This is a genomic window from Pseudomonas sp. St290 (assembly GCF_018325805.1).
Classification (GTDB): domain Bacteria; phylum Pseudomonadota; class Gammaproteobacteria; order Pseudomonadales; family Pseudomonadaceae; genus Aquipseudomonas; species Aquipseudomonas bijieensis.
In genome coordinates this window covers 1,842,836-1,866,223 of record NZ_AP014703.1, presented here as the reverse complement: position 1 = coordinate 1,866,223, position 23,388 = coordinate 1,842,836, and the positions used below count along the sequence as shown (strand labels likewise).

The window sequence follows — 23,388 nt, the reverse complement described above, 5'->3', positions numbered from 1 at the left end:
AATCGAGCATAGATCCACTGCATAACCGACCGCGACAATCATTCACCTCGCGTATGCGTGCTCATCGTCCTAGCGCTTCTTCTTGCGAGCCTGTCGTGCGCTGCGCTCGAAAGCCGCCTCCAGCGCCTGGTTGAGGGTGCGCAACACCTTGACCCGCGCCCAGCGCTTGTCGTTGGCTTCCACCAATGTCCAAGGGGAAATCTCAGTGCTGGTGCGGTCTACCATGTCGCACACCGCGGCGCGGTAGGCGTCCCACTTGTCGCGGTTGCGCCAGTCATCCTCGGTGATCTTGAAACGCTTGAACGGGATGTCCTCACGCTCCTGGAAACGCTCCAACTGCGTTTCCTTGTCGATGGCCAGCCAGAACTTGACCACCACCACGCCGGCATCGGCGAGCTGCTCCTCGAAGTCGTTGATTTCACCGTAGGCCCGCAGCCAGTCGGCCTGGCTGCAAAACCCTTCGACCCGCTCCACCAGCACCCGGCCGTACCAGGAGCGGTCGAACATGGTGAACTTGCCGCGCGCGGGAATATGCCGCCAGAATCGCCACATGTAAGGGTGGGCGCGCTCTTCTTCCGTGGGGGCGGCAATCGGCACGATGCTGTATTGGCGCGGGTCCAGGGCCGCCGTGACCCGTCGGATCGCGCCGCCCTTGCCCGCCGCGTCATTGCCTTCGAACACCGCCACCAGGGCATGCTGGCGCATGCGTTTGTCCCGCAGCAGGCCAGCGAAGCGCGCCTGCTCGGTGATCAGCTGTTCTTCGTAGTCGGCCTTGTCCAGGCGCCGGGTCATGTCCAGGCTGTCGAGCAAGGTGATCTGGCCATCCAACTCCGGCAGCGGCGCCACACTGACCTTTTGCGGCTTGACCTTCGACCGGTCCAGGGCCTGGCGCAAGCCGTCGAGCAGGATCCGTCCGACGGTGAGGCTGCGATAACAACTGTCCATGCCTTCGATCACATGCCACGGTGCGTAATCGCGACTGGTGCGGCGCAGCACCCGCTCACCGTACTTGACGAACTTGTCGTAGGTCTGGGACTGCTGCCAGTCCAGCGGGCTGATGCGCCAGCTGTGCAGCGGATCATCCTTGAGCCCCTTGAGCCGGGCCTTCATCTGTTTCTTGGACAGGTGGAACCAGAACTTGAAGATCAGCGCGCCTTCGTCACAGAGCATTTTTTCCAGGCGCTCGGCACCGGCGATCGCCTGGTCGAGCCGCGGGTCCTTGAACTCGCCATGGACCCGGCCCTGCAGCATCTGGCTGTACCAGTTGCCGAAGAAAATCCCCATGCGCCCCTTCGCCGGCAGCATCCGCCAATAACGCCAGGCCGGTGGCCGCGCCAGTTCCTCGTCGGTCTGCTGGTCGAAGGTGCGCACTTCGATCAGCCGCGGGTCCATCCACTCGTTGAGCAACTTCACCGTCTCGCCCTTGCCCGCGCCTTCGATGCCGTTGATCAGCACGATGACCGGAAACCGGCCCTGCTGCTGCAACTCGAACTGCGCCTCCAGCAGCGCCTCACGCAGGGCCGGTACCTCGGCCTCAAAGGTGTCTTTATCAATGGCATGACCGATTTCAGCGGATTCAAACATGGGCAGCTCCTTCCGGGGATGGGCCAAGACTAGCGGATTGGATGCGGCCCTGTGCAGCAGATTCCATCCAGATGCGCGCTCTATTGCGATGGGTCAAGCAAGCCCATACCGATCGGCTAGAATGGCCGCTCAGTTTTGACCGAGCCTGCCATGACGCCCATCCAGCAACACGCCCAACTCGACTGGGATGACCAGGGGCGCCCGCGCTCGCGGGTGTTCGATGATGTGTATTTTTCCGACCAGTCGGGCCTGGACGAAACCCGTTATGTGTTCCTCGAGCAGAACAATCTGGCCGAGCGTTTCGCGGCCCTGGCCGATGACGGGCGGCTGGTGATCGGCGAAACCGGATTTGGCACCGGCTTGAATTTCCTCTGCGCCTGGCAGTTGTTCGAGCAGTGCGCACCGACCGGGGCGCGGCTGCATTTCATCAGTGTCGAAAAATACCCCTTGAGCCCCCGGGACCTGCGCCGGGCACTGGAGCTGTGGCCGCAACTCAAGCATCAGGCGGAGCAATTGCTTGAGCAGTACGTTGCGGTCCACCAGGGCTTCCAGCGGCTGACTTTGGCGGGTGGACGAGTGACACTGACCTTGTTGATCGGCGATGCCCTGGAGCAGTTGCCGCAACTGGACGGGCAGATCGACGCCTGGTTCCTGGATGGCTTCGCCCCGGCGAAGAACCCCGAGATGTGGACCGCCGAGCTGTTCGCCGAACTGGCCCGGCTGGCCGCACCCGACGCCACCCTCAGCACCTTCACCAGCACCGGTTGGGTCCGTCGATCGCTGAACGCGGCGGGCTTCAAGATGAAGCGCACGCCAGGCATCGGCCATAAATGGGAAATCCTTCGTGGCGTGTTTCTTGGCTGGCCGGAGCAGACACCCGCACCAGCCCCGGCAAAACCCTGGTACGCCCGCCCGACCACTCTGATCGGCGAGCGCCGGGCACTGGTGATCGGCGGCGGCCTGGCCGGTTGCGCCAGCGCGGCCAGCCTCGCCGCCCGCGGCTGGCAGGTGACGCTGCTGGAGCGTCATGCCGGGTTGGCCGAGGAAGCCTCCGGCAACCCCCAGGGCGTGCTGTACCTCAAGCTGTCGGCCCACGGCACCGCTTTATCGCAGATGATCCTCAGCGGCTTCGGCTACACCCGGCGCGTGCTCGAACAACTGCAACGCGGCGTTGACTGGGACGCCTGCGGCGTCTTGCAATTGGCCTTCAACGGCAAGGAAGCCGAGCGTCAGGCGCAACTGGCCGAGGCGTTCCCAAGGGATTTGCTGCACACCCTGGATCAGTCGGAGGCGCAGGTTCGGTCCGGCATCGACCTGGCCTGTGGTGGCTTGTTTTATCCCGAGGGTGGTTGGGTGCATCCGCCGGCGTTGTGTCGCTGGCAAGCCTCGCAGCCAGGGATTGATGTGCAACCCCATCATGAAGTGCTGCAACTGCGCCGAATCGACGGCCAATGGCAGGCATGGGACGGCGAACGCTGCCTGGCCAGTGCGCCGGTGGCGATCCTCGCCAGCGCGGCCGAGATCAAGCGTTTCGAACCGGCCGCCGAGTTGCCGCTCAAGCGCATTCGCGGGCAAATCACCCGCCTGCCGCAAACCAGCCGCAGCCAGAGCCTGGCGACCGTGGTTTGCGCCGAAGGGTATGTGGCCCCGCCACGGCTGGGCGAACACACCCTGGGCGCCAGTTTCGACTTCAACAGCGACGACCTGACCCCCACCGCCGCCGAGCACGCCGGCAATCTGCGGATGCTCGAAGAAATTTCCCAAGACCTGGTGGAGCGCCTGAACGCCGCCACCCTGGACCCGCAACACCTCGAAGGCCGCGCGGCGTTCCGTTGCACCAGCCCGGATTACCTGCCGATCGTCGGACCGTTGGCCGACCGCCAGGCCTTTACCGAGGCTTATGCAGCGCTGGGCAAGGACGCCCGCCAGGTGCCGGATACCCCCTGTCCGTGGCTCGATGGCCTGTACATCAACAGCGGTCACGGTTCCCGCGGCCTGATCACCGCGCCCCTATCGGGCGAACTGATCGCCGCCTGGCTGGACAACGAACCGCTGCCACTGCCCCGCAGCGTGGCCGAGGCCTGCCATCCGAACCGGTTTGCGTTGCGAGCATTGATTCGGGGCAAGGCCTGACGCCGATTTTTGCCCCCACCACAAATCCTGTGGGAGCGAGCCTGCTCGCGATCGCGGTGGCTCAGATGGTACCTGGGTTGACTGACACACCGCGATCGCGAGCAGGCTCGCTCCCACATATCCTTGAGTTATACGGCAGACCAAGCGGCCGCCACCCGTCGCCTTATAACGCATCGATCTAAAACTCACAGCAATCCCCCCGGTCAGTTTCAGGGTACCCGCCATGTCGGCGCGTGCTGCTTGACCCCTCCCCAACGGAAAAACCGGTAAGGACTTATGTGCGGATTAGCTGGAGAGTTACGTTTCGATCAACAACCTGCGGACCTTGCGGCCGTAGAGCGAATCACCCATCACCTGGCCCCACGCGGCCCCGACGCCTGGGGCTTTCATAGCCAGGGGCCGATTGCCCTGGGCCATCGGCGCCTGAAAATCATGGATCTGTCGGACGGCTCCGCCCAGCCGATGATCGACAATCAACTGGGCCTGTCCCTGGCTTTCAACGGCGCGATCTACAACTACCCCGAACTGCGCACTGAACTCGAAGGCCTGGGCTACACCTTCTATTCCGGTGGCGACACCGAAGTGCTGCTCAAGGGCTACCACGCTTGGGGCGAAGCGCTGCTGCCCAAGCTCAACGGCATGTTCGCGTTCGCCATCTGGGAGCGCGATGCCAAGCGGCTGTTCATCGCCCGCGACCGCCTCGGCGTCAAGCCGCTGTACCTGTCGCGCACCGGCCAGCGGCTGCGTTTCGCCTCGGCGTTGCCGGCACTGCTCAAGGGCGGTGATATCAACCCCGTACTCGACCCGGTGGCGCTCAACCATTACCTGAATTTCCACGCGGTGGTCCCGGCGCCTCGCACCTTGCTGGCCGGCATTGAAAAACTGCCGCCCGCCACCTGGATGCGGATCGAAGCCGACGGCAGCACCGAGCAGAAAACCTGGTGGACCCTGCCCTACGGTCCCCGGGCCGACGAACAGCACCTGAACCTGGAAGACTGGATCGACCGCGTGCTCGACAGCACCCGTGAAGCGGTCGCCATTCGCCAGCGCGCCGCCGTGGATGTCGGCGTGCTGCTTTCCGGCGGGGTGGATTCGAGCATGCTGGTGGGTCTGTTGCGCGAAGTTGGTGTTGAAGACCTGTCCACGTTCTCCATTGGTTTCCAGGATGCCGGCGGCGAGCGCGGTGACGAGTTCCAATATTCGGACCTGATTGCCAAGCACTACGGCACCCGTCATAACCAACTGCGCATCGACGAGAAAGAGATCATCGAGCAACTGCCGGCAGCATTCCGTGCCATGAGCGAGCCGATGGTCAGCCACGACTGCATCGCCTTCTACCTGCTCTCACGGGAAGTGGCCAAGCATTGCAAAGTGGTGCAAAGCGGCCAGGGCGCCGACGAGCTGTTCGCCGGTTACCACTGGTACCCGCAGGTCGATGGCGCCAGCGATCCGTACGCGGCCTATCGCGCCGCCTTCTTCGATCGCAGCTACGAAGAATATGCCGCCACGGTGCAACCCAAATGGCTGACGGCCAACGATGCCGCCGGTGATTTCGTCAAGGAGCATTTCGCCCAGCCGGGCGCCAATGCGGCGGTGGACAAGGCTCTGCGCCTGGACAGCACGGTGATGCTGGTGGACGACCCGGTCAAACGCGTCGACAACATGACCATGGCCTGGGGCCTGGAAGCGCGCACGCCCTTCCTGGATTACCGCTTGGTAGAACTCTCGGCCCGGGTCCCGGCGAAATTCAAGCTGCCCGATGGCGGCAAGCAGGTGCTCAAGGAAGCCGCCAGGCGGGTGATCCCTAGCGAGGTGATCGACCGCAAGAAGGGGTATTTCCCGGTGCCTGGCCTCAAGCACCTGGAAGGCAACACGCTGGCCTGGGTCCGCGAACTGCTGCTCGATCCGAGCCAGGATCGCGGCCTGTTCAACCCGGCCATGCTCGACCGCCTGCTGACCGACCCCAACGGCCAGCTCACGCCGTTGCGCGGGTCGCGGCTGTGGCAGTTGGCGGCGCTGAACCTGTGGCTCAGCGAGCAAGGAATCTGATCGATGAAACCTTACGCAACCGTTCACAACCAACGCCTCTTGCGTGGCCAGGCACCGTCCTACGAACGCCTGCAGGCGCGCCTGGCCGAAGACGGCAGCGAATTGGGCGCCGACCCGATCGCGGTGCATTGCGGCTGGGGCCGACTGCTGATCGGCCACACCTTCCCGGACCCGGCGAGCCTGGCCCGGGAACTGCTCAACGAACAACCCGGCGAACGCGACATTGCCTTGTACGTTGCCGCGCCCCAGCAAGTGCTGGGGCTGGAACCGGCGCAACTGTTCCTCGACCCATCCGACACTTTGCGCCTGTGGTTCAGCGACTATCGCCAGGCCACGCGGGTGTTTCGCGGGTTCCGCATCCGTCGGGCCCAGGGCGAGACCGATTGGCAGGCCATCAACCAGCTCTACCAAGCCCGGGGCATGCTGCCCATCGACCCGCAGCGACTGACCCCACGTCATGAAGGCGGCCCGGTCTATTGGTTGGCCGAAGACGATGACACCGGTGCGGTGATCGGCAGCGTCATGGGCCTGAATCATCAGAAGGCCTTCAACGACCCGGAAAACGGCAGCAGCCTCTGGTGCCTGGCCGTCGATCCGCAATGTCAGCGGCCCGGTGTTGGCGAAGTGCTGGTGCGCCACCTCGTCGAGCATTTCATGAGCCGTGGCTTGAGTTACCTCGACCTGTCGGTGTTGCATGACAATCGCCAGGCGAAAAACCTCTACGCCAAACTCGGCTTTCGCAACCTCTCGACCTTCGCCATCAAACGCAAGAACGGTATCAACCAGCCGTTGTTCCTCGGGCCAGGTCCCGAAGCGCAGTTCAATCCTTATGCGCGAATCATTGTCGAAGAAGCTCACCGGCGTGGCATCGAAGTGCAGGTAGACGATGCCGAGGCCGGCTTGTTCACCCTGGTTCACGGCAGCCGTCGGGTGCGCTGCCGCGAGTCCCTGAGCGACCTGACCAGCGCCATCAGCATGACTCTTTGCCAGAACAAAAGCCTGACCCACAAGGTACTGAAGAATGCCGGCCTGAACCTGCCGGCCCAGCAGTTGGCGGGCAATGCCGATGACAACCTGGCGTTTCTCGACGAGCACGAACGGGTGGTGGTCAAGCCGCTGGACGGTGAACAAGGCCAAGGCGTGGCAGTGGACCTGCGCACCATCGAGGAGGTGCAAAGCGCCATCGAAGCGGCTCGGCGGTTCGACAGCCGGGTGCTGCTGGAAAGCTTCCACGAAGGATTGGACCTGCGGATCCTGGTAATCGGTTTTGAAGTGGTGGCGGCAGCGATCCGGCGCCCGGCGGAGGTGATCGGCGATGGCCGGCACACCATCGGCGCGTTGATCGAAGCCCAGAGTCGCCGACGGCAAGCGGCCACGGGCGGCGAAAGCAAAATCCCGATGGATGCCGAAACCTTGCGCACGCTCAGCGCGGCGGGGTTCGACTATGACAGCGTGTTGCCCGCCGGGGAGCATCTGTTCGTACGACGCACGGCGAACCTTCATACCGGAGGCGTGCTGGAGGATGTCACCAGCATCCTGCATCCGACCCTTGTCGATGCGGCGGTGCGCGCCGCGCGGGCGCTGCACATCCCCATGGTCGGCCTCGACCTGCTGGTGCCGGCGGCCGATCAACCCGAGTACGTATTCATCGAAGCCAACGAACGCGCAGGCCTGGCCAACCACGAACCACAACCCACCGCCGAGCGTTTTGTGGATTTGTTGTTTCCCCATAGCCAGGCGGTGGCCTAGCCCTTCTTCCGTGGCGAGGGAGCTTGCTCCCGCTGGGCTGCGAAGCGGCCCTTCTCCGCGGCCCTCCGGGTTTTTGCATCGACCTGGAGCTCAAAAGGGACCGCTCCGCGGTCCAGCGGGAGCAAGCTCCCTCGCCACAGGTTCCCTACTTCAATTTAATGTTCCGTGAGGAGTTTCCATGATCAGCAAAATTCCCGAACCGGATCTCGAATACCTGCAAAAGGTCCTGCTGGAGATGCTCGCCATTCCCAGCCCCACCGGATTCACCGACACCATCGTGCGCTATGTCGCCGAACGACTCGAAGAGCTGGGTATCGCTTTTGAAATGACCCGCCGCGGCACGATCCGCGCCACGCTCAAGGGCCGCAAGAGCAGCCCCGACCGAGCAGTATCGGCCCACTTGGACACCATCGGCGCTGCCGTGCGGGCCATCAAGGACAACGGCCGCCTGACCCTGGCCCCGGTGGGTTGCTGGTCCAGTCGGTTTGCCGAAGGCAGCCGGGTCAGCCTGTTTACCGACACCGGCGTGATTCGGGGCAGCGTGTTGCCGTTGATGGCCTCCGGGCACGCATTCAACACCGCCGTGGATGAAATGCCCATCAGTTGGGACCACATCGAGCTGCGCCTGGACGCCTATTGCGCCACCCGCGCCGATTGCGAAAGCCTGGGGGTGGGCATCGGCGATTACGTGGCCTTCGATCCCTTGCCGGAATTCACCGAAAGCGGTCATATCAGCGCCCGGCACCTGGACGACAAGGCCGGGGTCGCGGCGCTGCTGGCGGCGCTCAAGGCGATTGTCGACAGCGGCGAAGAACTGCTGATCGATTGTCACCCCCTGTTCACCATCACCGAGGAAACCGGCAGCGGTGCGGCGGCTGCACTGCCCTGGGATGTGAGCGAATTCGTCGGCATCGACATCGCGCCCGTCGCACCTGGCCAGCATTCGAGCGAACATGCGGTCAGCGTGGCGATGCAAGACTCCGGGGGCCCTTACGACTATCACCTGTCGCGACACTTGTTGAAACTGGCCAAGGAAAACGAGGTACCCGCACGCCGCGACCTGTTCCGCTACTACTTCAGCGACGCCCATTCGGCCATCACCGCCGGCCATGACATCCGCACCGCCCTGCTCGCCTTCGGCTGCGACGCCACCCATGGCTACGAACGTACCCACATCGACAGCCTGGCCGCCCTCAGCCGCCTGCTCGGCGCCTACATCCTCAGCCCGCCGGTATTCGCCAGCGACGCGCAACCGGCCCAGGGCTCGCTGGACCGCTTCAGCCACCAGATCGAGCACGATGCACAGATGGAAAGCGATACCCGGGTACCGTCGGTGGATAGCCTGGTGGGGCAGCGTTCCGATAACTGACCCAGCATTTTCACGACCTGGAATATCGCCATCGCGAGCAGGCTCGCTCCCACATTGAGTTTTCAGTGCGACTCAAAAACCCTGGGGGGAGCTTGCTCCGGGCGGCGTTCCGACGATGAGGCCGGAACAAACAACCGTAAAACCCAGGCTAGCCGCAAAAGCCCATTGGCCGTAGCATCGCCTCATTGTCTAGCCGAGGTACCCCATGCTCATCCCCCACGACCAACTCGAAGTCGACACGCTCACTCGCCTGATCGAAGATTTCGTGACCCGCGACGGCACCGACAATGGTGACGACACGCCCCTGGAAACACGGGTTCTACGAGTCAGACAAGCCCTGACCAAAGGCCAGGCGTTGATCGTCTTCGACCCCGAAAGTGAACAGTGCCAACTGATGCTCAAGCACGACGTGCCCAAGCACCTATTCGACTGAACAGGCCTTGCGAGTGGCTTGGGCCTTTCTCTTCTGGATCTTGTCGTAGATTTCGGAGCGATGGACATCGACGTGCCGTGGCGCTTCCACGCCAAAACGCACGGTGCCACCGCTGACCGACAGCACACGGACGGAAATATCGTCACCGATGGAAATCAACTCACCTACAGCGCGGCTTAGTACAAGCATGGTTCTTGTCCTTAAGAATGTCTGGACCCTGACCATGCCCGGCCTGTTTCCTGTTCTCAAGACACCCGCGAGAATTCAGTAAGGCCCTACAAGCAAAGCTCCTGTGACTGACGGAAACTTCCTGCAAAACCCTGTCGGATCGCAGGTGGTTTCAGGGCGCCGAGAGTCGTGGGCCGAATAGAATCACACTCGCCCCCAACACGCAGAGCGCCACGCCAATCCAGTCGGAACCCAATGGCCGCACCCGCTCCACCATGGCCAGCCAGCCGATCGAGGCAATGATATAGATACCGCCATAGGCGGCGTAGGCGCGCCCGGCGTACGTCGCTTCGATGCGGGTCAGTAACAGGGCGAACAACGTGAGGCTGAGCAATGCCGGGACGATCCACCAGGCGCTCTTGCCCTGGCGCAGCCACAACCAGAAGGCGTAGCAGCCCGCGATCTCAAACAGCGCGGCGAGAAAAAACCACAGGTAATTGAGCATGCAGATGTCCATCAGGAAGGCCGAATGGCGCCATCCTGAGGACATCGGGCAGCCAGGTCAATTCAGGTTTTGCCGGGCCTTGGCGCGCATCTTGTCGGCCATGACGGTCATTTCGTCGTACAGCAATTGTGGGTTCTTCTGCTTGAGGGCCCACGCCATGCGCCCCTGTTCATGAGGCAGGATCATGAACTGGCCCTGGGCGACTTGCTGGTAGATGTAGTCGGCAATATCCGCGGCGCTGATCGGTGAGCTTTCCAGCAACTTGCCAACCTGGGCCTTCATGGCCGGGGTCGGGCCACGGAAGGAGTCCAGTAGATTGGTCTGGAAGAACGACGGGCACACCACGTGTACGCCAATTTCCTGCTGCGCCAGTTCCACCAACAGGCTTTCCGACAATGCCACTACTCCAGCCTTGGCCACGTTGTAGTTGCTCATGGCAGGCCCCTGCATCAGGGCCGCCATGGAGGCGATGTTGATGATCTTGCCGCGGCTTTTCTCCAGCAGCGGCAAGAACGCCTTGCAGCCCTTGACCACGCCCATCAGGTTGATTGCGATCTGCCAGTCCCAATCCTCCAGGGAAAGTTCACTGAAGAACCCGCCCGAGGCAACGCCGGCATTGTTGACGATGATATCGATGCCACCGAGCTTCTCTTCGCAAGCCTGGGCGAACGCAGTCAATTGGCTGTAGTCGCGCACATCGCAACGCTGGGTGAAGCCGTCGCCACCGGCGGCGCGCACCAGCTTGAGGGTTTCCACAAGGCCTGGCTCGCTGACATCCGACAAGGCCAGACGCCAGCCTTCGCGGGCCCAGCGCAGCGCGATTTCGCGACCCAGGCCGGAGCCGGCACCAGTGATCATCATGCGATTTTGCATAGCAAACAGCCTTGTTCCGGGAGAGATAGGCCGAGTGTAGCGAAGGAGTTCTGCGGACCCACGCTCCATCAGATTGCTGAATGGCGAGGGCAAACCGTAATAGGTTTTGATCGAGGAGCGCCCTTTGTGGGTATTGGGCTGCACAATTGCACTTTCATACGACCACAAAAAACTTTGAATTTTTTACAGGACGTTACGGTCGGACTTATTAAGCCGCCCGGATTTAACGCATGCGCGCTGGCAGTTGAAAGTTGTATCACCCCAGAACTGACCAATAAGGAAATCTACAATGGGCACAATTCTTATCATTATCCTGATCCTCCTGCTGATCGGTGGTCTTCCGGTCTTCCCGCACTCCAGAAGTTGGGGTTACGGTCCGTCCGGTATCATTGGTGTAGTGTTGGTGGTGCTGTTGGTCCTGCTATTACTGGGCAAGATATAAACCACCAAGTAAGTGCAAAAAAAAGAGGCCTCTACAGGCCTCTTTTTTATGCTCGCCGTTTTATCAATCCGGCTTGCCGTCAACGACGCCAGCGGTGTTATCCAACAGGCTCTTGGTCGCCGTTTGCAGGAACGATTCGAGCTTGAGTTTCATCTGCGCGGTATCCGCTGCATCCGGGATGATTTCCGCATGCGGGTTGGCGCCCAGCTCATAGCGATACATCTTCGGCGCCATTTCCTTCTCCTTCGGCAGTACCAGGATCTGGTCATCGCGGATGATCGCCGTGGTCTGTTCGCTGCCCGACGGCTTGATCACACCAAAACCAGGGTCGCCTTGCGGCAGGTTCAGCAGGTCGCGGCCCCAGCACTGGTTGCGCACTTGCCCGCCGATGCGGCCCATGATGGTCGGCACGATGTCGACTTGAGTGCCCACGGTATGGTTACGCTGGCCGAATTTTTCCTGGATGCCCGGGCCGATCAGCAGCATCGGCACGTTGAAACGGCCCAGGTCCATTTCGGTGATCTGGCGTTCGTTGCCAAAACCATGATCGCCGACCACCACGAACAGGGTTTCCTTGAAGTACGGCTCCTTGCGGGCCTTCTCGAAGAACTGGCCCAGTGCCCAGTCGGCGTAGCGCATGGCGGTCAGGTGTTCGTTCAGGCTGCCGCGGTCGGTGACCCGCTCCACGGGCAACGGTGTCGGCAGAGCATACGGCGTGTGGTTGGACAGGGTTTGCAGCAAGGCATAGAACGGCTTGCCATTTTCCCGCGCCTTGAGCTCGATCAGGCCACGGTCGAACATGTCCTGGTCGGACACGCCCCAGGTCGGATCGGAGAACACCGGGTTCACGAAGTCGTTACGCCCGATGAAGTTGGTCATGCCCTGGCTGCTGAAGAACCCCGACTGGTTGTCCCAGGCGAAATCGCCGTTGTAGACATACACGTCGTCGTAGTCACGGGCGCTGAGCAGTTGCGGCAGGCCCGACAGCTTGTGGCTGCCCTCCGGCGTCTGCATCAGGTATTCGAAACCCGGCAGGTTCGGGAAGCACGCCATGGTGGCGAACATGCCTTGGTGGGTGTGGGTGCCGTTGGAGAAGAAACGGTCGAACAACAGGCCTTCCTTGGACAGCTTGTCCAGGTAAGGCGTGATGTTGCCCGGCGCGCCCAGGGCGCCCACCGAGTGACCGGCCATGCTTTCCATGAGGATCACAACCACGTTCTTGATCGGCAGGGTCTTGTCCGCTGGCGGCGTGTAGTCGCGGCGCACGGCGGCGGTCTCGGTGTCCACGAGTTTATCGTCAGGCATCACCAGCATGTCCCGCACGGTCTGCTGTGCCAGCGGTTGTTCAAGGGTGGCTTTCCAGATGTTGTCGCGGTCTTCGGACATCCGGCTCTTGGCCGCCGCCACCAGCGACAACGTACCGTTGAGGCCCAACTGGTTGGCGAAGTTCGAATCAGTGGTGTAAACGTCACCCCAACGCAGCGGCGGGCCTTGGCGCAAGGTGCCGCGAGCGGCGGCCACGGCCACCAGCAGGCAAACCATGAACACCGCGACACGCCCATACCACGGAGCGATCTGCCGGGTACCGATGGTGCCGCCACTGAACGGCCCACGGGGCCGGGTGGCGCGGTCAGCGCCCTTGAAAGCAAGGCTCAGGATGAGGGTGCCGCCGACCCAGGCCAGCAGGTAGCGCACCACCGGGAAACCGTACCAGAGCATGCTCATCACGGTTTTCGGGTCTTCCTTTACATACTGGAAGACCAGGCCGTTGAGGCGCTGGTGGAATTCACGGTAGAAATCCATCTCCATCAAGCCCAGGAACAGCGCGATGCTGGAGGTGACGGTCAGCCAGAAACGAAAGAACCCACGGGCCGCCATGGCCCTGGCGCTGAACAACGCCAGCAGCAACGGGATGCAGAGGTAGACCACCAGGCGCAGGTCGAAACGCAGGCCGTTGACGAACGCTTCAACGAAGGTCGAGGCCGGGGTGTCGAGGATCATCTCGCGGTTATAGACCAGCAGCGCCACGCGCAGCAGGCTGAACATGACCATCATCACCAGGGCGCAAAGCAACGTATAGGCCAGGTGCGATTTGACGGTCGGTTGCAGCAGGCGATGCGTATTGCGCTGCTGACTCAGGGCGTCCGGGATTGCCATGTCGTTTAAGGACCCTATTGGAGTTGGAGTGACAAAAGAAACAACGGCGCGCCCTCTGTTGACCAAAGCCTGGCCTCGGGGCTTGCGCGAGAGCGCAAATGTTGCACGAACGGCTATGGCATTGCCATTAAATAACCGGCGGCGATATAAGCGCGGGGGATTGTCCGCAAGATTTTGTGAAAATTTTGTTCAAAGAATACCCGGAAACACAAAAAAGCCCGGCCGATTGATGAAGTTGAGCCGAACGCTATTGTGGCAAAAGGATTTATCTGTGGGAGCAAAGCTTGCTCGCGAAACAGGCGCCTCGATTTCTGAAAGACCGCATTGCCTTTATCGCGAGCAAGCTTTGCTCCCACAGATGCCCTCTGGCTCCAGGGGCCCGTGCTTAGTGGAATTGCCGCCCCAAGCCCGCCGGCACACCTTCGATGGTGGTGTCTTCCCATGGGCCATTGGGGCTGACTGAACGGCTCCAACCGTTGTTCCAGCGATAATAGGTACGCTGGCGATAGAACGTGTTCGTCTGGTTGTCCAACACATAGACCCCAAGCTTGGCGTCCCAGTGGCTATTGCCACCCGGCGGCGGGGCGAAACTGGCGGAGGTACGTGGCACCGGCTTGGCCGGTTTGTTCGGGATGACAGGCTTGCCCGGCGGTGTGGACGGGGCCGGCTTGGTGGTCGGGGTCGACGGAGGGATCGGTGGCAGCGGCGCCGAGGGCTCCGACGGACGCTGGACCGCACAAGCGCTCAGGCCCATGACGAGCGTGAGCAGGGTGATACGAGCGATGGCGGTCATGGTGCGAATTCCTGTTATTTGTCCGGGCTGTCGATGGTCAGTTGTTGCTGCGCCGTGGTGCTGCTCGCCAGGGGCTGGCTGCGGCCGATCCACTCACCGGCGGTCGGCTGGCCGGCCCGGGAGATGCGCGCCACCAGTTGGACTTCGGGGAAGTTCGACAGTTTCAACTGCGGCATCATTGCGTCCGCGTCACCCAGCTCCACCGTGATCGGCAGATCGGCGACGGTCATGCGCTTGGCCGCCAGCGGCGCCGGCGGGCCGCTGACGGCGCGGGCGAAGATGAACACGCTGTCGCCCGGCTGCACCTTGGCCTTGAGTGCCGGCGCCAGGTCGACACGCACCTTGAGCAGTGCCGCAGCCTTGGTCACAGGAGCCTGGACGACCTTGCCGCCGCTGGCTTGCAGCTTCTCGGTGGCCCGGGTAATACCGCCCTGCAGCGCCTCACGGGACTTGTCACCCTCCGGCAGTTCCACCAGCAGGCGCCCCCAGTAATCGATCGCATCCTGATAGCGCTCGCCTTCGAACGCGGCGATACCCAGCAGGCCAAGACTGGTGACCTCCTTGGGATCGAGTTTCAGCGCTTCATCGGTCAGGGTCTGGACCTTGTTCGACCATTTCTTGCCATCGGCGAAATACTGCGCCTGGGCCCACTGCCCGAGCAGCTCGGGCTGGCGGCCGGCCAGCGCCACGGTGCGCTCGAAAATCTTCGCCGCATCCGCCGGCCGATCCTGGGCCATGTAGGTACGGCCGAGGAAATACAAGCCCTCGGCGGAGTCCGGCTGCGCCGCCACCGCCCGTTCCAGGCGCTGGGTCATTTCCTCCATCGACTGCGGCGCCTGGGCGAATTCACGGGTCAGCTCGACCTTGTCGCTGGCGCCGAAGTGCAGGTACAGCGCCAGGCCCAACAGCGGCACCAGCACGGCGGCGAGCAACGGCAATGGCTTGCCCAATCGGGACTCCCGTGGCGCATCGGCGCCCTCGGTGTCGGCGAGCAGCTCGCGGGCGGCTTCGGCGCGACCAGTGTCCAGTTGCGCGGCGTTGAGCACGCCCTCCTCTTGCTCGGCCTGCAACTCGGCGATGCGTTCCTGGTACAGCGCCACGTTGAGCGCGGTACGGTCCTCCTCTCGTTGAGCGCGACGACCACGCAGCACAGGGATCAACAGAAAACTCAGGGCAACCAGAAGAAGCAGACCTGCGGCGAGCCAGAAATCAATCATGCTTGGTTTTATCCAACAGTTGGTCGAGGCGCTGGCGCTCTTCGACAGAAAGCGTGTCCGGGGCGGCCGTGCGCTGGACCCGGCGCCGACGCACGATCACCGCGATGACCACGAAACCACCCAGCAGCAGCCCGGCGGGGCCGAACCAGAGCAGCGCGGTCTTGGAGGACAGGGCGGGGTTGTAGCGCACGAACTCACCGTAGCGATCGACCATGAAGTCGATGATCTGCTGGTTGTCCTTGCCCTCGCCGAGCATGCGGAAGATTTCCTTGCGCAGGTCGGCGGCAATCGGTGCATTGGAGTCGGCGATGTCCTGGTTCTGGCACTTGGGGCAGCGCAGTTCCTTGGTCAGTTCGCGAAACCGTTCGCGCTCGCCGTCGTTGGCGAATTCGTAGGTGTCGATGGCGGCATGGGCCACACCGACCAGGCTCAAGCCGAGGACGGCAGCCGCTAACCAGCGCTTCATAGCTTGGCCTCGTCCACCAGGGCTTGATACTTGGCAGCCAGTTTCTCGCGCCAGACCTGTTCGTCGATCACGCCGACGAACTTGTCGCGGATGACACCCTTGGCATCGATGAGGAAAGTTTCCGGTGCGCCGTAGACCCCCAGGTTCAGGCCCAGGGAGCCGTCTTCGTCACGAATGTCCAGTTGATACGGATTGTGGAACTCGGCCAGCCACTTCAAGGCGTCGGCATTGACGTCCTTGTAATTGACGCCGTAGATCACCACGCCGTTCTGGGCCAGCTTGTTCAACACCGGGTGCTCGACCCGGCAGGAAATGCACCAGGTGCCCCATACGTTGACCAGCGCCGGTTTGCCCAGCAGGTCGGCGCGGGTAAGGGTCTTGTCGCCTTGCACCGATGGCAGGGAAAACTCCGGGAACGGTTTGCCGATCATCGCCGAGGGCAACTCGGTCGGATTCAGGTACAGCCCCCGGTACAAGAACACCGCCATCAGCAGGAACAGCGCCAGCGGCACCAACATCAACCAACGTTTCATGCAGTGGCTCCCGTCACGCCCAGGGCTTCACGCACCCGGGTTTTCACCTTGACTCGATATCGACGATCCAGCGCCGCCAGCACCCCACCCAGGCCGGTGAGCAAGCCACCGAACCAGATCCAGCGCACGAACGGCTTGACGTGGACTCGGACCGCCCACGCGCCGTCGCCCAGGGACTCGCCCAGCGCCACGTAGAGATCGCGGGTGAAACCGGCATCGATCCCGGCTTCGGTCATGACCGAGTTCTGCACGGTGTAGAGGCGCTTTTCCGGATGCAGCACGGTAATTTCCTCGCCGTTGCGAAGGACCCGCACAGTGCCTTTGTCGGACGTGAAATTCGGCCCCTCGAAGTGTTTGGCGCCCTCGAAAACGAACTGATAGCCGGCCAGGTCCATGGACTCTCCCGGCGCCAGGCGCAGGTCACGCTCGGCGCTGTTCTGGCTGGACAGCACCACGCCCAGGGCGCAGACGGCGATGCCCAGGTGGGCGACCTGCATGCCCCAGTAACTGCGGGTCAGGGTCGGCAGGCCCTTGATCAGGCCTTTGTGACGAGTCTTGTCGAAGATATCCCGTACGCCCGCCAGCAACACCCAGGCCGCCAGCACGAACGTCGCCAGCACCGCCCAATTGAAGTCGCCATAGGCCACGCCGGCCACCACGGCCAGGGCGGCCGTGCCCAGCAGTACCGGGGTCAACATGCCCAGCAGCCACTTGAGCGGGGTGTCTTTCCAGCGCACCAGCACACCGATAGCCATGACCACCATCAGGATTGCCATCAGCGGGATAAACAGCGCATTGAAGTACGGCGGCCCGACCGACAGCTTGGCGCCGGACAACGCATCGAGTACCAGCGGGTACAACGTCCCCAGCAGAATCATCGACGCGGCCACCACCAGCACCAGGTTGTTGCCCAGCAGCAGGGTTTCCCGGGACCAGAGGTTGAAGCCGACCTGGCTCTTGACCACCGGTGCACGCAGGGCGAACAACGTCAGGGAACCGCCGACCACGAACAACAGGAACATCAGGATGAACACGCCACGTTCAGGGTCCGAGGCGAAGGCATGCACCGACGTCAGCACGCCGGAACGCACCAGGAACGTCCCCAGCAGGCTCAGCGAGAACGCCGCGATGGCCAGCAGCACGGTCCAGCTCTTGAACACACCGCGTTTTTCCGTGACGGCCAGGGAGTGGATCAGTGCCGTGCCCACCAACCAGGGCATGAACGAGGCGTTTTCCACCGGGTCCCAGAACCACCAGCCGCCCCAGCCGAGTTCGTAGTAGGCCCACCACGATCCCAAGGTGATGCCAATGCCGAGGAAAGCCCAGGCGACGATGGTCCACGGACGCGACCAGCGTGCCCACGCGGCATCGAGGCGACCGCCAAGCAATGCGGCGATGGCGAAGGCGAAGGCCACGGAAAAACCGACGTAGCCCATGTAGAGCATCGGCGGGTGAACGATCAGGCCGATGTCTTGCAGCAATGGGTTGAGGTCGCGACCATCCATCGGCATCTGCGGCAGGATGCGCTTGAACGGGTTGGACGTGACGATCAGGAATAGCAGGAAACCGGTGCTGATCATGCCCATCACCGCCAGCACCCGGGCCAGCATCACCTGGGGCAACTGCCGGGAGAACACCGAGACGGCGAAGGTCCAGCCAGCGAGGATCAACGCCCAAAGCAACAGCGAGCCTTCGTGGGCGCCCCACACGGCACTGAACTTGTAGTACCAGGGCAAAGCACTGTTGGAGTTGCTGGCGACGTACTCCACGGAAAAGTCGTCGGCCATGAACGCATAGGTCAGGCAACCGAAGGCGAACAGCATAAAGACGAACTGGCCCCACGCCGCCGGCTGGGCCAGGCTCATCCACAATCGGTCACCACGCCAGGCCCCCAGCAACGGCACCACGGCTTGCACCAGGGCAAAGCACAGGGCCAGGATCATCGCCAGGTGGCCCAGCTCGGGAATAAAGATGCCGGTAGTCATCGATCAACCCTCTTTCACGGGAGCGGGCGCCGACTGGCCGCTGTCTTTCAAGGCCTTGGTCACTTCCGGCGGCATGTATTTTTCGTCGTGCTTGGCCAGCACTTCGTCGGCCACCACCACGCCATCGGCGTTGAGCTTGCCCAGGGCGACGATGCCCTGCCCTTCGCGGAACAGGTCCGGGAGGATGCCGCGATAGGTGATGGTCACGGTCTTGTTGAAGTCGGTGACATTGAATTTCACGTCCAGCGAATCCCCGGAGCGCACCAGCGAGCCTTTTTCCACCATGCCGCCGGCGCGGATGCGGGTGTCCTTGGGCGCTTCGCCGTTGGCGATCTGGGTCGGGGTGTAGAACAGGTTGATATTCTGCTGCAAGGCACTCAGGGCCAGGGCGACCGCGGCACCGACACCCACCAGGATCGCAAGAATGATGACAAGACGTTTTTTGCGCAGCGGATTCACTGACCGTTCTCCCGGCGCAGACGACGCGCCTCTTGTTGCAGATACCGCTTGCGGGCCAGGATCGGCACCGCCACGTTGAGGCCCAGCACCACCAGGCAGATGCCATAGGCTGACCAGACATACAGGCCATGATGGCCCATGGCGAGGAAATCGCCGAATGAAGCGAAACTCATCGAGCGACCTCCAGGCTGTTCTGTACTTCGGCCTTCACCCAACTGGTCCGGGACTCACGCTTGAGCACTTCCAGGCGCATGCGCAGCAGCAGCACCGCGCCGAAGAAACAGTAGAAACCCAGCACGGTCAGCAACAGCGGCAGCCACATTTCGACGGGCATCGCCGGTTTTTCGGTGAGGGTGAAGGTCGCGCCCTGGTGCAGGGTGTTCCACCACTCCACCGAGTACTTGATGATCGGGATGTTGATCACGCCGACAATCGCCAGCACCGCACAGGCCTTGGCGGCACTGTCACGATTGCTGATGGCGTTGCCCAGCGCAATAAGACCGAAGTACAGGAACAGCAGGATCAGCATCGACGTCAGTCGCGCATCCCAGACCCACCACGAACCCCAGGTCGGCTTGCCCCAGATCGCACCGGTGACCAGCGCCACCGCGGTCATCCAGGCACCGATGGGCGCGGCGCACTGCAAGGCCACGTCGGCCAGCTTCATCTTCCACACCAGCCCGACCACACCGCACACCGCCAGCATCACGTAGACGGACTGGGCCAGCATCGCCGTGGGCACGTGGATGTAGATGATGCGGAAGCTGTTGCCTTGCTGGTAGTCCGGCGGTGCGAAGGCCAGGCCCCAGACCACGCCAGAACCAATCAGCAACAGTGCCGCGATGCTCAACCATGGGAGCAGTTTGCCGCTGATGCCGTAGAACCACTTGGGTGAGCCGAGCTTATGAAACCAGGTCCAGTTCATTACTGTTTCCATCACGGTTGCGGCTCGCCATCACGAACCGCCGGGGCGGCCTTTACTTCCAAAGAAGTGGTCAGTTTCTGACCAGGCCTCGTTATTATTCGCCGACGCTGATCTTCAGGCCAGCGGCTATTGCAAAGGGTGTCAAGGTTATCGCCAGGGCGGTCAGGCTCCCAAGCCACAGCAGATAACCGATCGCGGGCATGCCTTGCAATGCCGCCTGCAAGGCACCACTGCCCAGGATCAGGACCGGGATATACAACGGCAGGATCAGCAACGCCAGCAACAGGCCGCCGCGCTTCAACCCCACCGTCAACGCCGCGCCCACCGCACCAAGCAGGCTCAGCACCGGCGTGCCCAACAACAGCGATACCAGCAGCACCGGCATGCACGCGCCGGGCAGCCCCAGCATCATCGCCAGCAGCGGCGAGAGCAGCACCAGTGCCAGTCCGGAAAAAACCCAGTGTGCCAGTACCTTGGCCAAAACCAGAAGGGCCAGGGGGTGCGACGAAAGGACCCACTGTTCCAGTGAACCGTCTTCGAAATCACTGCGGAAAAGCCCGTCCAGCGAGAGCAGGACCGATAAAAGCGCGGCGACCCAGACCAGTCCCGGAGACAAGGTTTGCAACAATTGAGTTTCTGGACCGACCGCCAACGGGAACAGTGCGATGACGATCGCGAAGAACACCAGTGGATTGGCCAATTCGGCCGGACGACGGAACAGCAGGCGCGCCTCGCGGGCAAGCAACAGGCCAAACACACTCATACGGCCCAGTTCCCCAGATCAATGTTGCGATAACCGGCTGGCATTCGCGCCAGCGTGTGGTGGGTGGTCAAGAGCACCATGCCGCCGTTTTCACAGTGCCGGGCCAGGTGTTCCTCGAGCTGGGCGACGCCCTGCTTGTCCAGGGCGGTGAACGGTTCGTCGAGAATCCACAACGGCGGGCTGTCCAGGTACAACCGGGCCAGGGCCACTCGGCGCTGCTGACCGGCGGACAAGGTGTGGCTCGGCACGTCTTCGAAACCGCGCAGCCCTACAGCCGCCAACGCCTGCCAGATCGCCTCGCGCCCGACCGGCGTATGCAACGCGCACAGCCAACTGAGGTTTTCTTCGGGGGTCAGCAAATCCTTGATACCGGCGGCATGGCCGATCCAGAGCAGGTTACGGGCCAGTTCGCTGCGCTGGCTGTGCAAGGGCTGGCCATTGAGCAACACCTGGCCTGCGGTGGGCTGCATCAGGCCGGCCAGCAGGCGCAGCAGGCTGGTCTTGCCGCTGCCGTTGGGACCACTGATCTGCACCATATCGCCACGCGAGAGTCTCAATTCGAGATTTTCGAAAAGCAGTCGCAAGTCTCGCTCACAGGCGAGGCCAACGGTTTGCAGGAGAGGACTGGTCAAGGGATCGCGGGCCTTATACGGTTCAAGTCGGCGGTGCAGCGGCCGTTAAAGAGGTGCAGCATAGATGCTTTGACGACCTGTTCCACAGAGCTGCGTCAAACAATTGCAAGGTTTTCGCCACTCCCTGAAAGACGGGCGGCATTATACATGTCATGCCCTACTCTAAAGAGGGCTTATTTTCCCAGGTAAGACCGCAAATGACAGGCGACATGAACATCCTGCCGCTGCCCCAGCCCACCGCGACGACGCGTACGCCGGTGGTCAGTGGCGAGCTGCTCAAACTGCTGGTGCCGACCGAAGGTCTGATCAGCTCGGGCCAGACCGCCCAGGCCGAAGTGCTCTCGCTCAAGCAGGCCGACCAGACTTTCCAGTTGCTGCTCAAGGTCACCCTGGAGAGCGGCCGCCAGACCACCGTGCAGGCCACCAGCAGCCAGCCACTGCCCCAGGGCACCAGCCTGGCCGTGACCCAGCCGTCCGCCAGCAACCTGGCGATCGCCGTGCAACAGGCCGTGGCCTCCAGCGTCGCCACCTTGACCCGCATCGACACGGCGCAAATGCCGGTCGGCACGTTGCTGCAAGGCAAGGTACTGACCAGCCAGGCGCTGCCCTCATTGCCCGGGCAGCCGGCGGTCTATCGATCATTGGTGAGCCTGCTCAACACCGCCCAGGCTGGCAGCACCCTGGACATCGACAGCCCGCAACCGCTGCGCATCGGCACGCTCTTGAGCGCTCAGGTGCAAGATGCCCAGACGCTGAAATTCGTTCCTCTGAGCAACCGCCACGAGCAATTGGCGGTGAGCCAGCAACTGGTCACCCAAGTGAGCCGCCAGGGTTCGCTGGACAGCCTGATCACCGCCCTGCAAAACCTGCCGGTCACTGACGACACCGGCACCGAGCTGCGCGCCGCGGTGACTCGTTTGCTGGCTGGCCTGCCGGATGTCCAGCAACTGAGCACGCCCAAAGGCCTGGCCCAGGCCATGGTCGCCAGCGGGGTGTTCCTGGAAAGCAAATTGCTCGCCGGGCAACCACCGAGCCTGGCGCCGGACATGAAAGGCGACCTGCTGAAACTGATCGCCCAACTGACACCGGCCCTGCCCGCCTCCACCAACCTCGGCGCCATCATTGCCGCCAACACGCTGGCCCAGGTCCTGCCCAGTTTCGTGCGCAGCGCCCTGGGGATGCTCGGCCAGGTCAGCGCCAAACCGCAACCCACCAGCTTTCCACTGCCCTCGCGCCTGTTGAAAGAGCAGGACGAAGGCGGCGACCTGGAACACCTGCTACGCCTGGCCGCAGCCGCTGTGTCACGCCTGCAAAGCCATCAGTTGTCGAGCCTGGAACAGACCGGCCTGACCGACGACGGTCGGCTGATGAGCACCTGGCAATTGGAAATCCCGATGCGCAACCTGCAGGACATCGTGCCGTTGCAGGTCAAGTTCCAGCGCGAGGAAACCCCGCCCCGGGAGCAACCACAGGATCGCCGGGAAGAACGCGAGCCGAAACAGCAGCTCTGGCGGGTGGAATTGGCGTTCGACATGGAACCGCTCGGCCCGTTGCAGGTTCAGGCACAGTTGCTCAGCGGCAGCCTGTCCAGCCAGTTGTGGGCAGAGCGGCCGTACACCGCAAGCCTGATCGAAAGCAACCTGACCGCATTACGCGAGCGCCTGGTAACCTGCGGCCTGAACGTCGGCGAACTGGATTGCCACCTCGGCACCCCGCCCCAAGGCCCCAAGACTCGCCTGGAACAACGCTGGGTGGACGAAACCGCATGACAACCCACACCGAACCCCGCCAGGCCATCGCCCTCAAGTACGATGGCCATCACGCCCCGACCCTCACCGCCAAGGGCGACGAAGCCCTGGCCGAGGAAATCCTGCGCATCGCCCGCGAAAGCGAAGTACCGATCTATGAAAACGCCGAGTTGGTGAAGTTGTTGGCGCGGATGGAACTGGGGGACAGCATTCCAGAAGAGCTGTACCGCACGATTGCCGAGATCATCGCGTTTGCCTGGAACCTCAAGGGCAAGTTTCCCCAGGGCTATGACCCGAATGCGCCGAGTGTCGAGAAGGATGTGACCGAGCGTGGCGACGATTACTGATCACAGCCACCAGGGCGGTGTGCTGGCTGGAACGATCAGTGTGTGAGCACTAGAAAAA

The 23,388-nt window shown here is 62.6% G+C and carries 23 protein-coding genes; 8 read left to right on the top strand and 15 right to left on the bottom strand.

The window, feature by feature from the left end; genetic code table 11:
• Window positions 1-69 precede the first annotated feature (69 nt).
• The gene (pap, locus tag PBDP_RS08190; RefSeq protein ID WP_109751381.1) at window positions 70-1,584 is read right to left on the bottom strand and encodes a polyphosphate:AMP phosphotransferase; all 1,515 of its coding nucleotides are present in this window, start codon (window positions 1,582-1,584) and stop codon (window positions 70-72) included.
• A gap of 150 nt (window positions 1,585-1,734) precedes the next feature.
• On the opposite strand from pap, the gene mnmC reads away from it, so the two are divergent.
• From mnmC to PBDP_RS08165, 5 genes are all read left to right on the top strand, one after another.
• Window positions 1,735-3,717: a bifunctional tRNA (5-methylaminomethyl-2-thiouridine)(34)-methyltransferase MnmC2/FAD-dependent 5-carboxymethylaminomethyl-2-thiouridine(34) oxidoreductase MnmC1 gene (gene mnmC / locus PBDP_RS08185; protein ID WP_212802066.1), complete on the top strand. Its 1,983-nt coding sequence runs from the start codon at window positions 1,735-1,737 to the stop codon at window positions 3,715-3,717.
• 276 nt (window positions 3,718-3,993) lie between these two features.
• Window positions 3,994-5,766 carry an N-acetylglutaminylglutamine amidotransferase gene (locus PBDP_RS08180; protein ID WP_109751379.1) on the top strand — a complete coding sequence of 591 codons (1,773 nt, stop codon included), beginning with the start codon at window positions 3,994-3,996 and terminating at the stop codon, window positions 5,764-5,766.
• Window positions 5,767-5,769: 3 nt separating this feature from the next.
• Window positions 5,770-7,515 carry an N-acetylglutaminylglutamine synthetase gene (gene ngg, locus PBDP_RS08175; protein WP_212802065.1) on the top strand — a complete coding sequence of 582 codons (1,746 nt, stop codon included), beginning with the start codon at window positions 5,770-5,772 and terminating at the stop codon, window positions 7,513-7,515.
• Window positions 7,516-7,693: 178 nt separating this feature from the next.
• A complete protein-coding gene (locus PBDP_RS08170; protein WP_109751377.1) occupies window positions 7,694-8,884 on the top strand; it encodes an osmoprotectant NAGGN system M42 family peptidase in 1,191 nt (396 codons plus the stop codon).
• A 205-nt stretch (window positions 8,885-9,089) separates the two neighbouring features.
• The gene (locus tag PBDP_RS08165) at window positions 9,090-9,317 is read left to right on the top strand and encodes a YheU family protein (RefSeq protein ID WP_003199186.1); all 228 of its coding nucleotides are present in this window, start codon (window positions 9,090-9,092) and stop codon (window positions 9,315-9,317) included.
• On the opposite strand, the gene csrA is transcribed toward PBDP_RS08165, so the two are convergent.
• The 3 genes from csrA to PBDP_RS08150 all read right to left on the bottom strand — a co-directional run bounded on the left by csrA (window position 9,306) and on the right by PBDP_RS08150 (window position 10,863).
• Window positions 9,306-9,506 (bottom strand): carbon storage regulator CsrA, encoded by a 201-nt coding sequence (gene csrA, locus PBDP_RS08160; protein ID WP_057448496.1) that lies wholly within the window; start codon window positions 9,504-9,506, stop codon window positions 9,306-9,308. The two genes, PBDP_RS08165 and csrA, sit on opposite strands and share 12 nt — an antisense overlap.
• Window positions 9,507-9,657: 151 nt before the next feature.
• Window positions 9,658-9,990 (bottom strand): YnfA family protein, encoded by a 333-nt coding sequence (locus PBDP_RS08155; RefSeq protein ID WP_109751831.1) that lies wholly within the window; start codon window positions 9,988-9,990, stop codon window positions 9,658-9,660.
• 57 nt (window positions 9,991-10,047) lie between these two features.
• The gene (locus PBDP_RS08150; RefSeq protein WP_109751376.1) at window positions 10,048-10,863 is read right to left on the bottom strand and encodes an SDR family oxidoreductase; all 816 of its coding nucleotides are present in this window, start codon (window positions 10,861-10,863) and stop codon (window positions 10,048-10,050) included.
• A 289-nt stretch (window positions 10,864-11,152) separates the two neighbouring features.
• Here PBDP_RS08150 and PBDP_RS08145 point away from each other — a divergent pair, with 289 nt between their 5' ends.
• On the top strand, window positions 11,153-11,305 hold the full coding sequence (locus PBDP_RS08145; protein ID WP_003183939.1) for a DUF3309 family protein: 153 nt from the start codon (window positions 11,153-11,155) through the stop codon (window positions 11,303-11,305).
• Window positions 11,306-11,368: 63 nt separating this feature from the next.
• Here the strand turns inward: PBDP_RS08145 and PBDP_RS08140 are convergent, their stop codons facing one another.
• The 11 genes from PBDP_RS08140 to ccmA form a co-directional block, all read right to left on the bottom strand.
• Window positions 11,369-13,462 (bottom strand): LTA synthase family protein, encoded by a 2,094-nt coding sequence (locus PBDP_RS08140; RefSeq protein ID WP_109751375.1) that lies wholly within the window; start codon window positions 13,460-13,462, stop codon window positions 11,369-11,371.
• 385 nt (window positions 13,463-13,847) lie between these two features.
• Complete coding sequence (locus PBDP_RS08135) at window positions 13,848-14,255, bottom strand: hypothetical protein (RefSeq protein ID WP_212802064.1); 408 nt, start codon at window positions 14,253-14,255, stop codon at window positions 13,848-13,850.
• 14 nt (window positions 14,256-14,269) lie between these two features.
• Window positions 14,270-15,472 (bottom strand): c-type cytochrome biogenesis protein CcmI, encoded by a 1,203-nt coding sequence (gene ccmI, locus PBDP_RS08130; RefSeq protein WP_212802063.1) that lies wholly within the window; start codon window positions 15,470-15,472, stop codon window positions 14,270-14,272.
• Window positions 15,465-15,938 carry a cytochrome c-type biogenesis protein gene (locus tag PBDP_RS08125; protein ID WP_176688401.1) on the bottom strand — a complete coding sequence of 158 codons (474 nt, stop codon included), beginning with the start codon at window positions 15,936-15,938 and terminating at the stop codon, window positions 15,465-15,467. The genes ccmI and PBDP_RS08125 overlap by 8 nt, the downstream gene beginning before the upstream one ends.
• The gene (locus PBDP_RS08120; RefSeq protein WP_212802062.1) at window positions 15,935-16,471 is read right to left on the bottom strand and encodes a DsbE family thiol:disulfide interchange protein; all 537 of its coding nucleotides are present in this window, start codon (window positions 16,469-16,471) and stop codon (window positions 15,935-15,937) included. Before PBDP_RS08120 ends, PBDP_RS08125 begins: the two co-directional genes overlap by 4 nt.
• On the bottom strand, window positions 16,468-18,456 hold the full coding sequence (locus tag PBDP_RS08115; protein ID WP_109751370.1) for a heme lyase CcmF/NrfE family subunit: 1,989 nt from the start codon (window positions 18,454-18,456) through the stop codon (window positions 16,468-16,470). The genes PBDP_RS08120 and PBDP_RS08115 overlap by 4 nt, the downstream gene beginning before the upstream one ends.
• A gap of 3 nt (window positions 18,457-18,459) precedes the next feature.
• Window positions 18,460-18,915 carry a cytochrome c maturation protein CcmE gene (gene ccmE, locus PBDP_RS08110; protein ID WP_109751369.1) on the bottom strand — a complete coding sequence of 152 codons (456 nt, stop codon included), beginning with the start codon at window positions 18,913-18,915 and terminating at the stop codon, window positions 18,460-18,462.
• Window positions 18,912-19,088, bottom strand: coding sequence for a heme exporter protein CcmD (ccmD, locus tag PBDP_RS08105; RefSeq protein WP_109751368.1), 177 nt, complete (start codon window positions 19,086-19,088; stop codon window positions 18,912-18,914). Before ccmD ends, ccmE begins: the two co-directional genes overlap by 4 nt.
• Entirely contained in the window at window positions 19,085-19,840 is a 756-nt protein-coding gene (locus PBDP_RS08100) for a heme ABC transporter permease (protein WP_109751367.1), read from the bottom strand. Before PBDP_RS08100 ends, ccmD begins: the two co-directional genes overlap by 4 nt.
• A gap of 94 nt (window positions 19,841-19,934) precedes the next feature.
• Window positions 19,935-20,603: a heme exporter protein CcmB gene (gene ccmB / locus PBDP_RS08095; RefSeq protein ID WP_109751366.1), complete on the bottom strand. Its 669-nt coding sequence runs from the start codon at window positions 20,601-20,603 to the stop codon at window positions 19,935-19,937.
• Window positions 20,600-21,235, bottom strand: coding sequence for a cytochrome c biogenesis heme-transporting ATPase CcmA (gene ccmA, locus PBDP_RS08090; protein WP_109751365.1), 636 nt, complete (start codon window positions 21,233-21,235; stop codon window positions 20,600-20,602). Before ccmA ends, ccmB begins: the two co-directional genes overlap by 4 nt.
• A 197-nt stretch (window positions 21,236-21,432) precedes the next feature.
• Here ccmA and fliK point away from each other — a divergent pair, with 197 nt between their 5' ends.
• Window positions 21,433-23,004 (top strand): flagellar hook-length control protein FliK, encoded by a 1,572-nt coding sequence (gene fliK / locus PBDP_RS08085; RefSeq protein WP_109751364.1) that lies wholly within the window; start codon window positions 21,433-21,435, stop codon window positions 23,002-23,004.
• Window positions 23,001-23,330: an EscU/YscU/HrcU family type III secretion system export apparatus switch protein gene (locus PBDP_RS08080; protein ID WP_109751363.1), complete on the top strand. Its 330-nt coding sequence runs from the start codon at window positions 23,001-23,003 to the stop codon at window positions 23,328-23,330. Before fliK ends, PBDP_RS08080 begins: the two co-directional genes overlap by 4 nt.
• The last annotated feature ends 58 nt before the right edge of the window (window positions 23,331-23,388 follow it).

Bases quoted from the DNA above. Each gene is read 5' to 3' on its own strand.
- pap (WP_109751381.1), bottom strand. From the start codon at position 1,584: ATGTTTGAATCCGCTGAAATCGGTCATGCCATTGATAAAGACACCTTT.
- mnmC (WP_212802066.1), top strand. From the start codon at position 1,735: ATGACGCCCATCCAGCAACACGCCCAACTCGACTGGGATGACCAGGGG.
- PBDP_RS08180 (WP_109751379.1), top strand. From the start codon at position 3,994: ATGTGCGGATTAGCTGGAGAGTTACGTTTCGATCAACAACCTGCGGAC.
- ngg (WP_212802065.1), top strand. From the start codon at position 5,770: ATGAAACCTTACGCAACCGTTCACAACCAACGCCTCTTGCGTGGCCAG.
- PBDP_RS08170 (WP_109751377.1), top strand. From the start codon at position 7,694: ATGATCAGCAAAATTCCCGAACCGGATCTCGAATACCTGCAAAAGGTC.
- PBDP_RS08165 (WP_003199186.1), top strand. From the start codon at position 9,090: ATGCTCATCCCCCACGACCAACTCGAAGTCGACACGCTCACTCGCCTG.
- csrA (WP_057448496.1), bottom strand. From the start codon at position 9,506: ATGCTTGTACTAAGCCGCGCTGTAGGTGAGTTGATTTCCATCGGTGAC.
- PBDP_RS08155 (WP_109751831.1), bottom strand. From the start codon at position 9,990: ATGCTCAATTACCTGTGGTTTTTTCTCGCCGCGCTGTTTGAGATCGCG.
- PBDP_RS08150 (WP_109751376.1), bottom strand. From the start codon at position 10,863: ATGCAAAATCGCATGATGATCACTGGTGCCGGCTCCGGCCTGGGTCGC.
- PBDP_RS08145 (WP_003183939.1), top strand. From the start codon at position 11,153: ATGGGCACAATTCTTATCATTATCCTGATCCTCCTGCTGATCGGTGGT.
- PBDP_RS08140 (WP_109751375.1), bottom strand. From the start codon at position 13,462: ATGGCAATCCCGGACGCCCTGAGTCAGCAGCGCAATACGCATCGCCTG.
- PBDP_RS08135 (WP_212802064.1), bottom strand. From the start codon at position 14,255: ATGACCGCCATCGCTCGTATCACCCTGCTCACGCTCGTCATGGGCCTG.
- ccmI (WP_212802063.1), bottom strand. From the start codon at position 15,472: ATGATTGATTTCTGGCTCGCCGCAGGTCTGCTTCTTCTGGTTGCCCTG.
- PBDP_RS08125 (WP_176688401.1), bottom strand. From the start codon at position 15,938: ATGAAGCGCTGGTTAGCGGCTGCCGTCCTCGGCTTGAGCCTGGTCGGT.
- PBDP_RS08120 (WP_212802062.1), bottom strand. From the start codon at position 16,471: ATGAAACGTTGGTTGATGTTGGTGCCGCTGGCGCTGTTCCTGCTGATG.
- PBDP_RS08115 (WP_109751370.1), bottom strand. From the start codon at position 18,456: ATGACTACCGGCATCTTTATTCCCGAGCTGGGCCACCTGGCGATGATC.
- ccmD (WP_109751368.1), bottom strand. From the start codon at position 19,088: ATGAGTTTCGCTTCATTCGGCGATTTCCTCGCCATGGGCCATCATGGC.
- PBDP_RS08100 (WP_109751367.1), bottom strand. From the start codon at position 19,840: ATGAACTGGACCTGGTTTCATAAGCTCGGCTCACCCAAGTGGTTCTAC.
- ccmB (WP_109751366.1), bottom strand. From the start codon at position 20,603: ATGAGTGTGTTTGGCCTGTTGCTTGCCCGCGAGGCGCGCCTGCTGTTC.
- fliK (WP_109751364.1), top strand. From the start codon at position 21,433: ATGACAGGCGACATGAACATCCTGCCGCTGCCCCAGCCCACCGCGACG.
- PBDP_RS08080 (WP_109751363.1), top strand. From the start codon at position 23,001: ATGACAACCCACACCGAACCCCGCCAGGCCATCGCCCTCAAGTACGAT.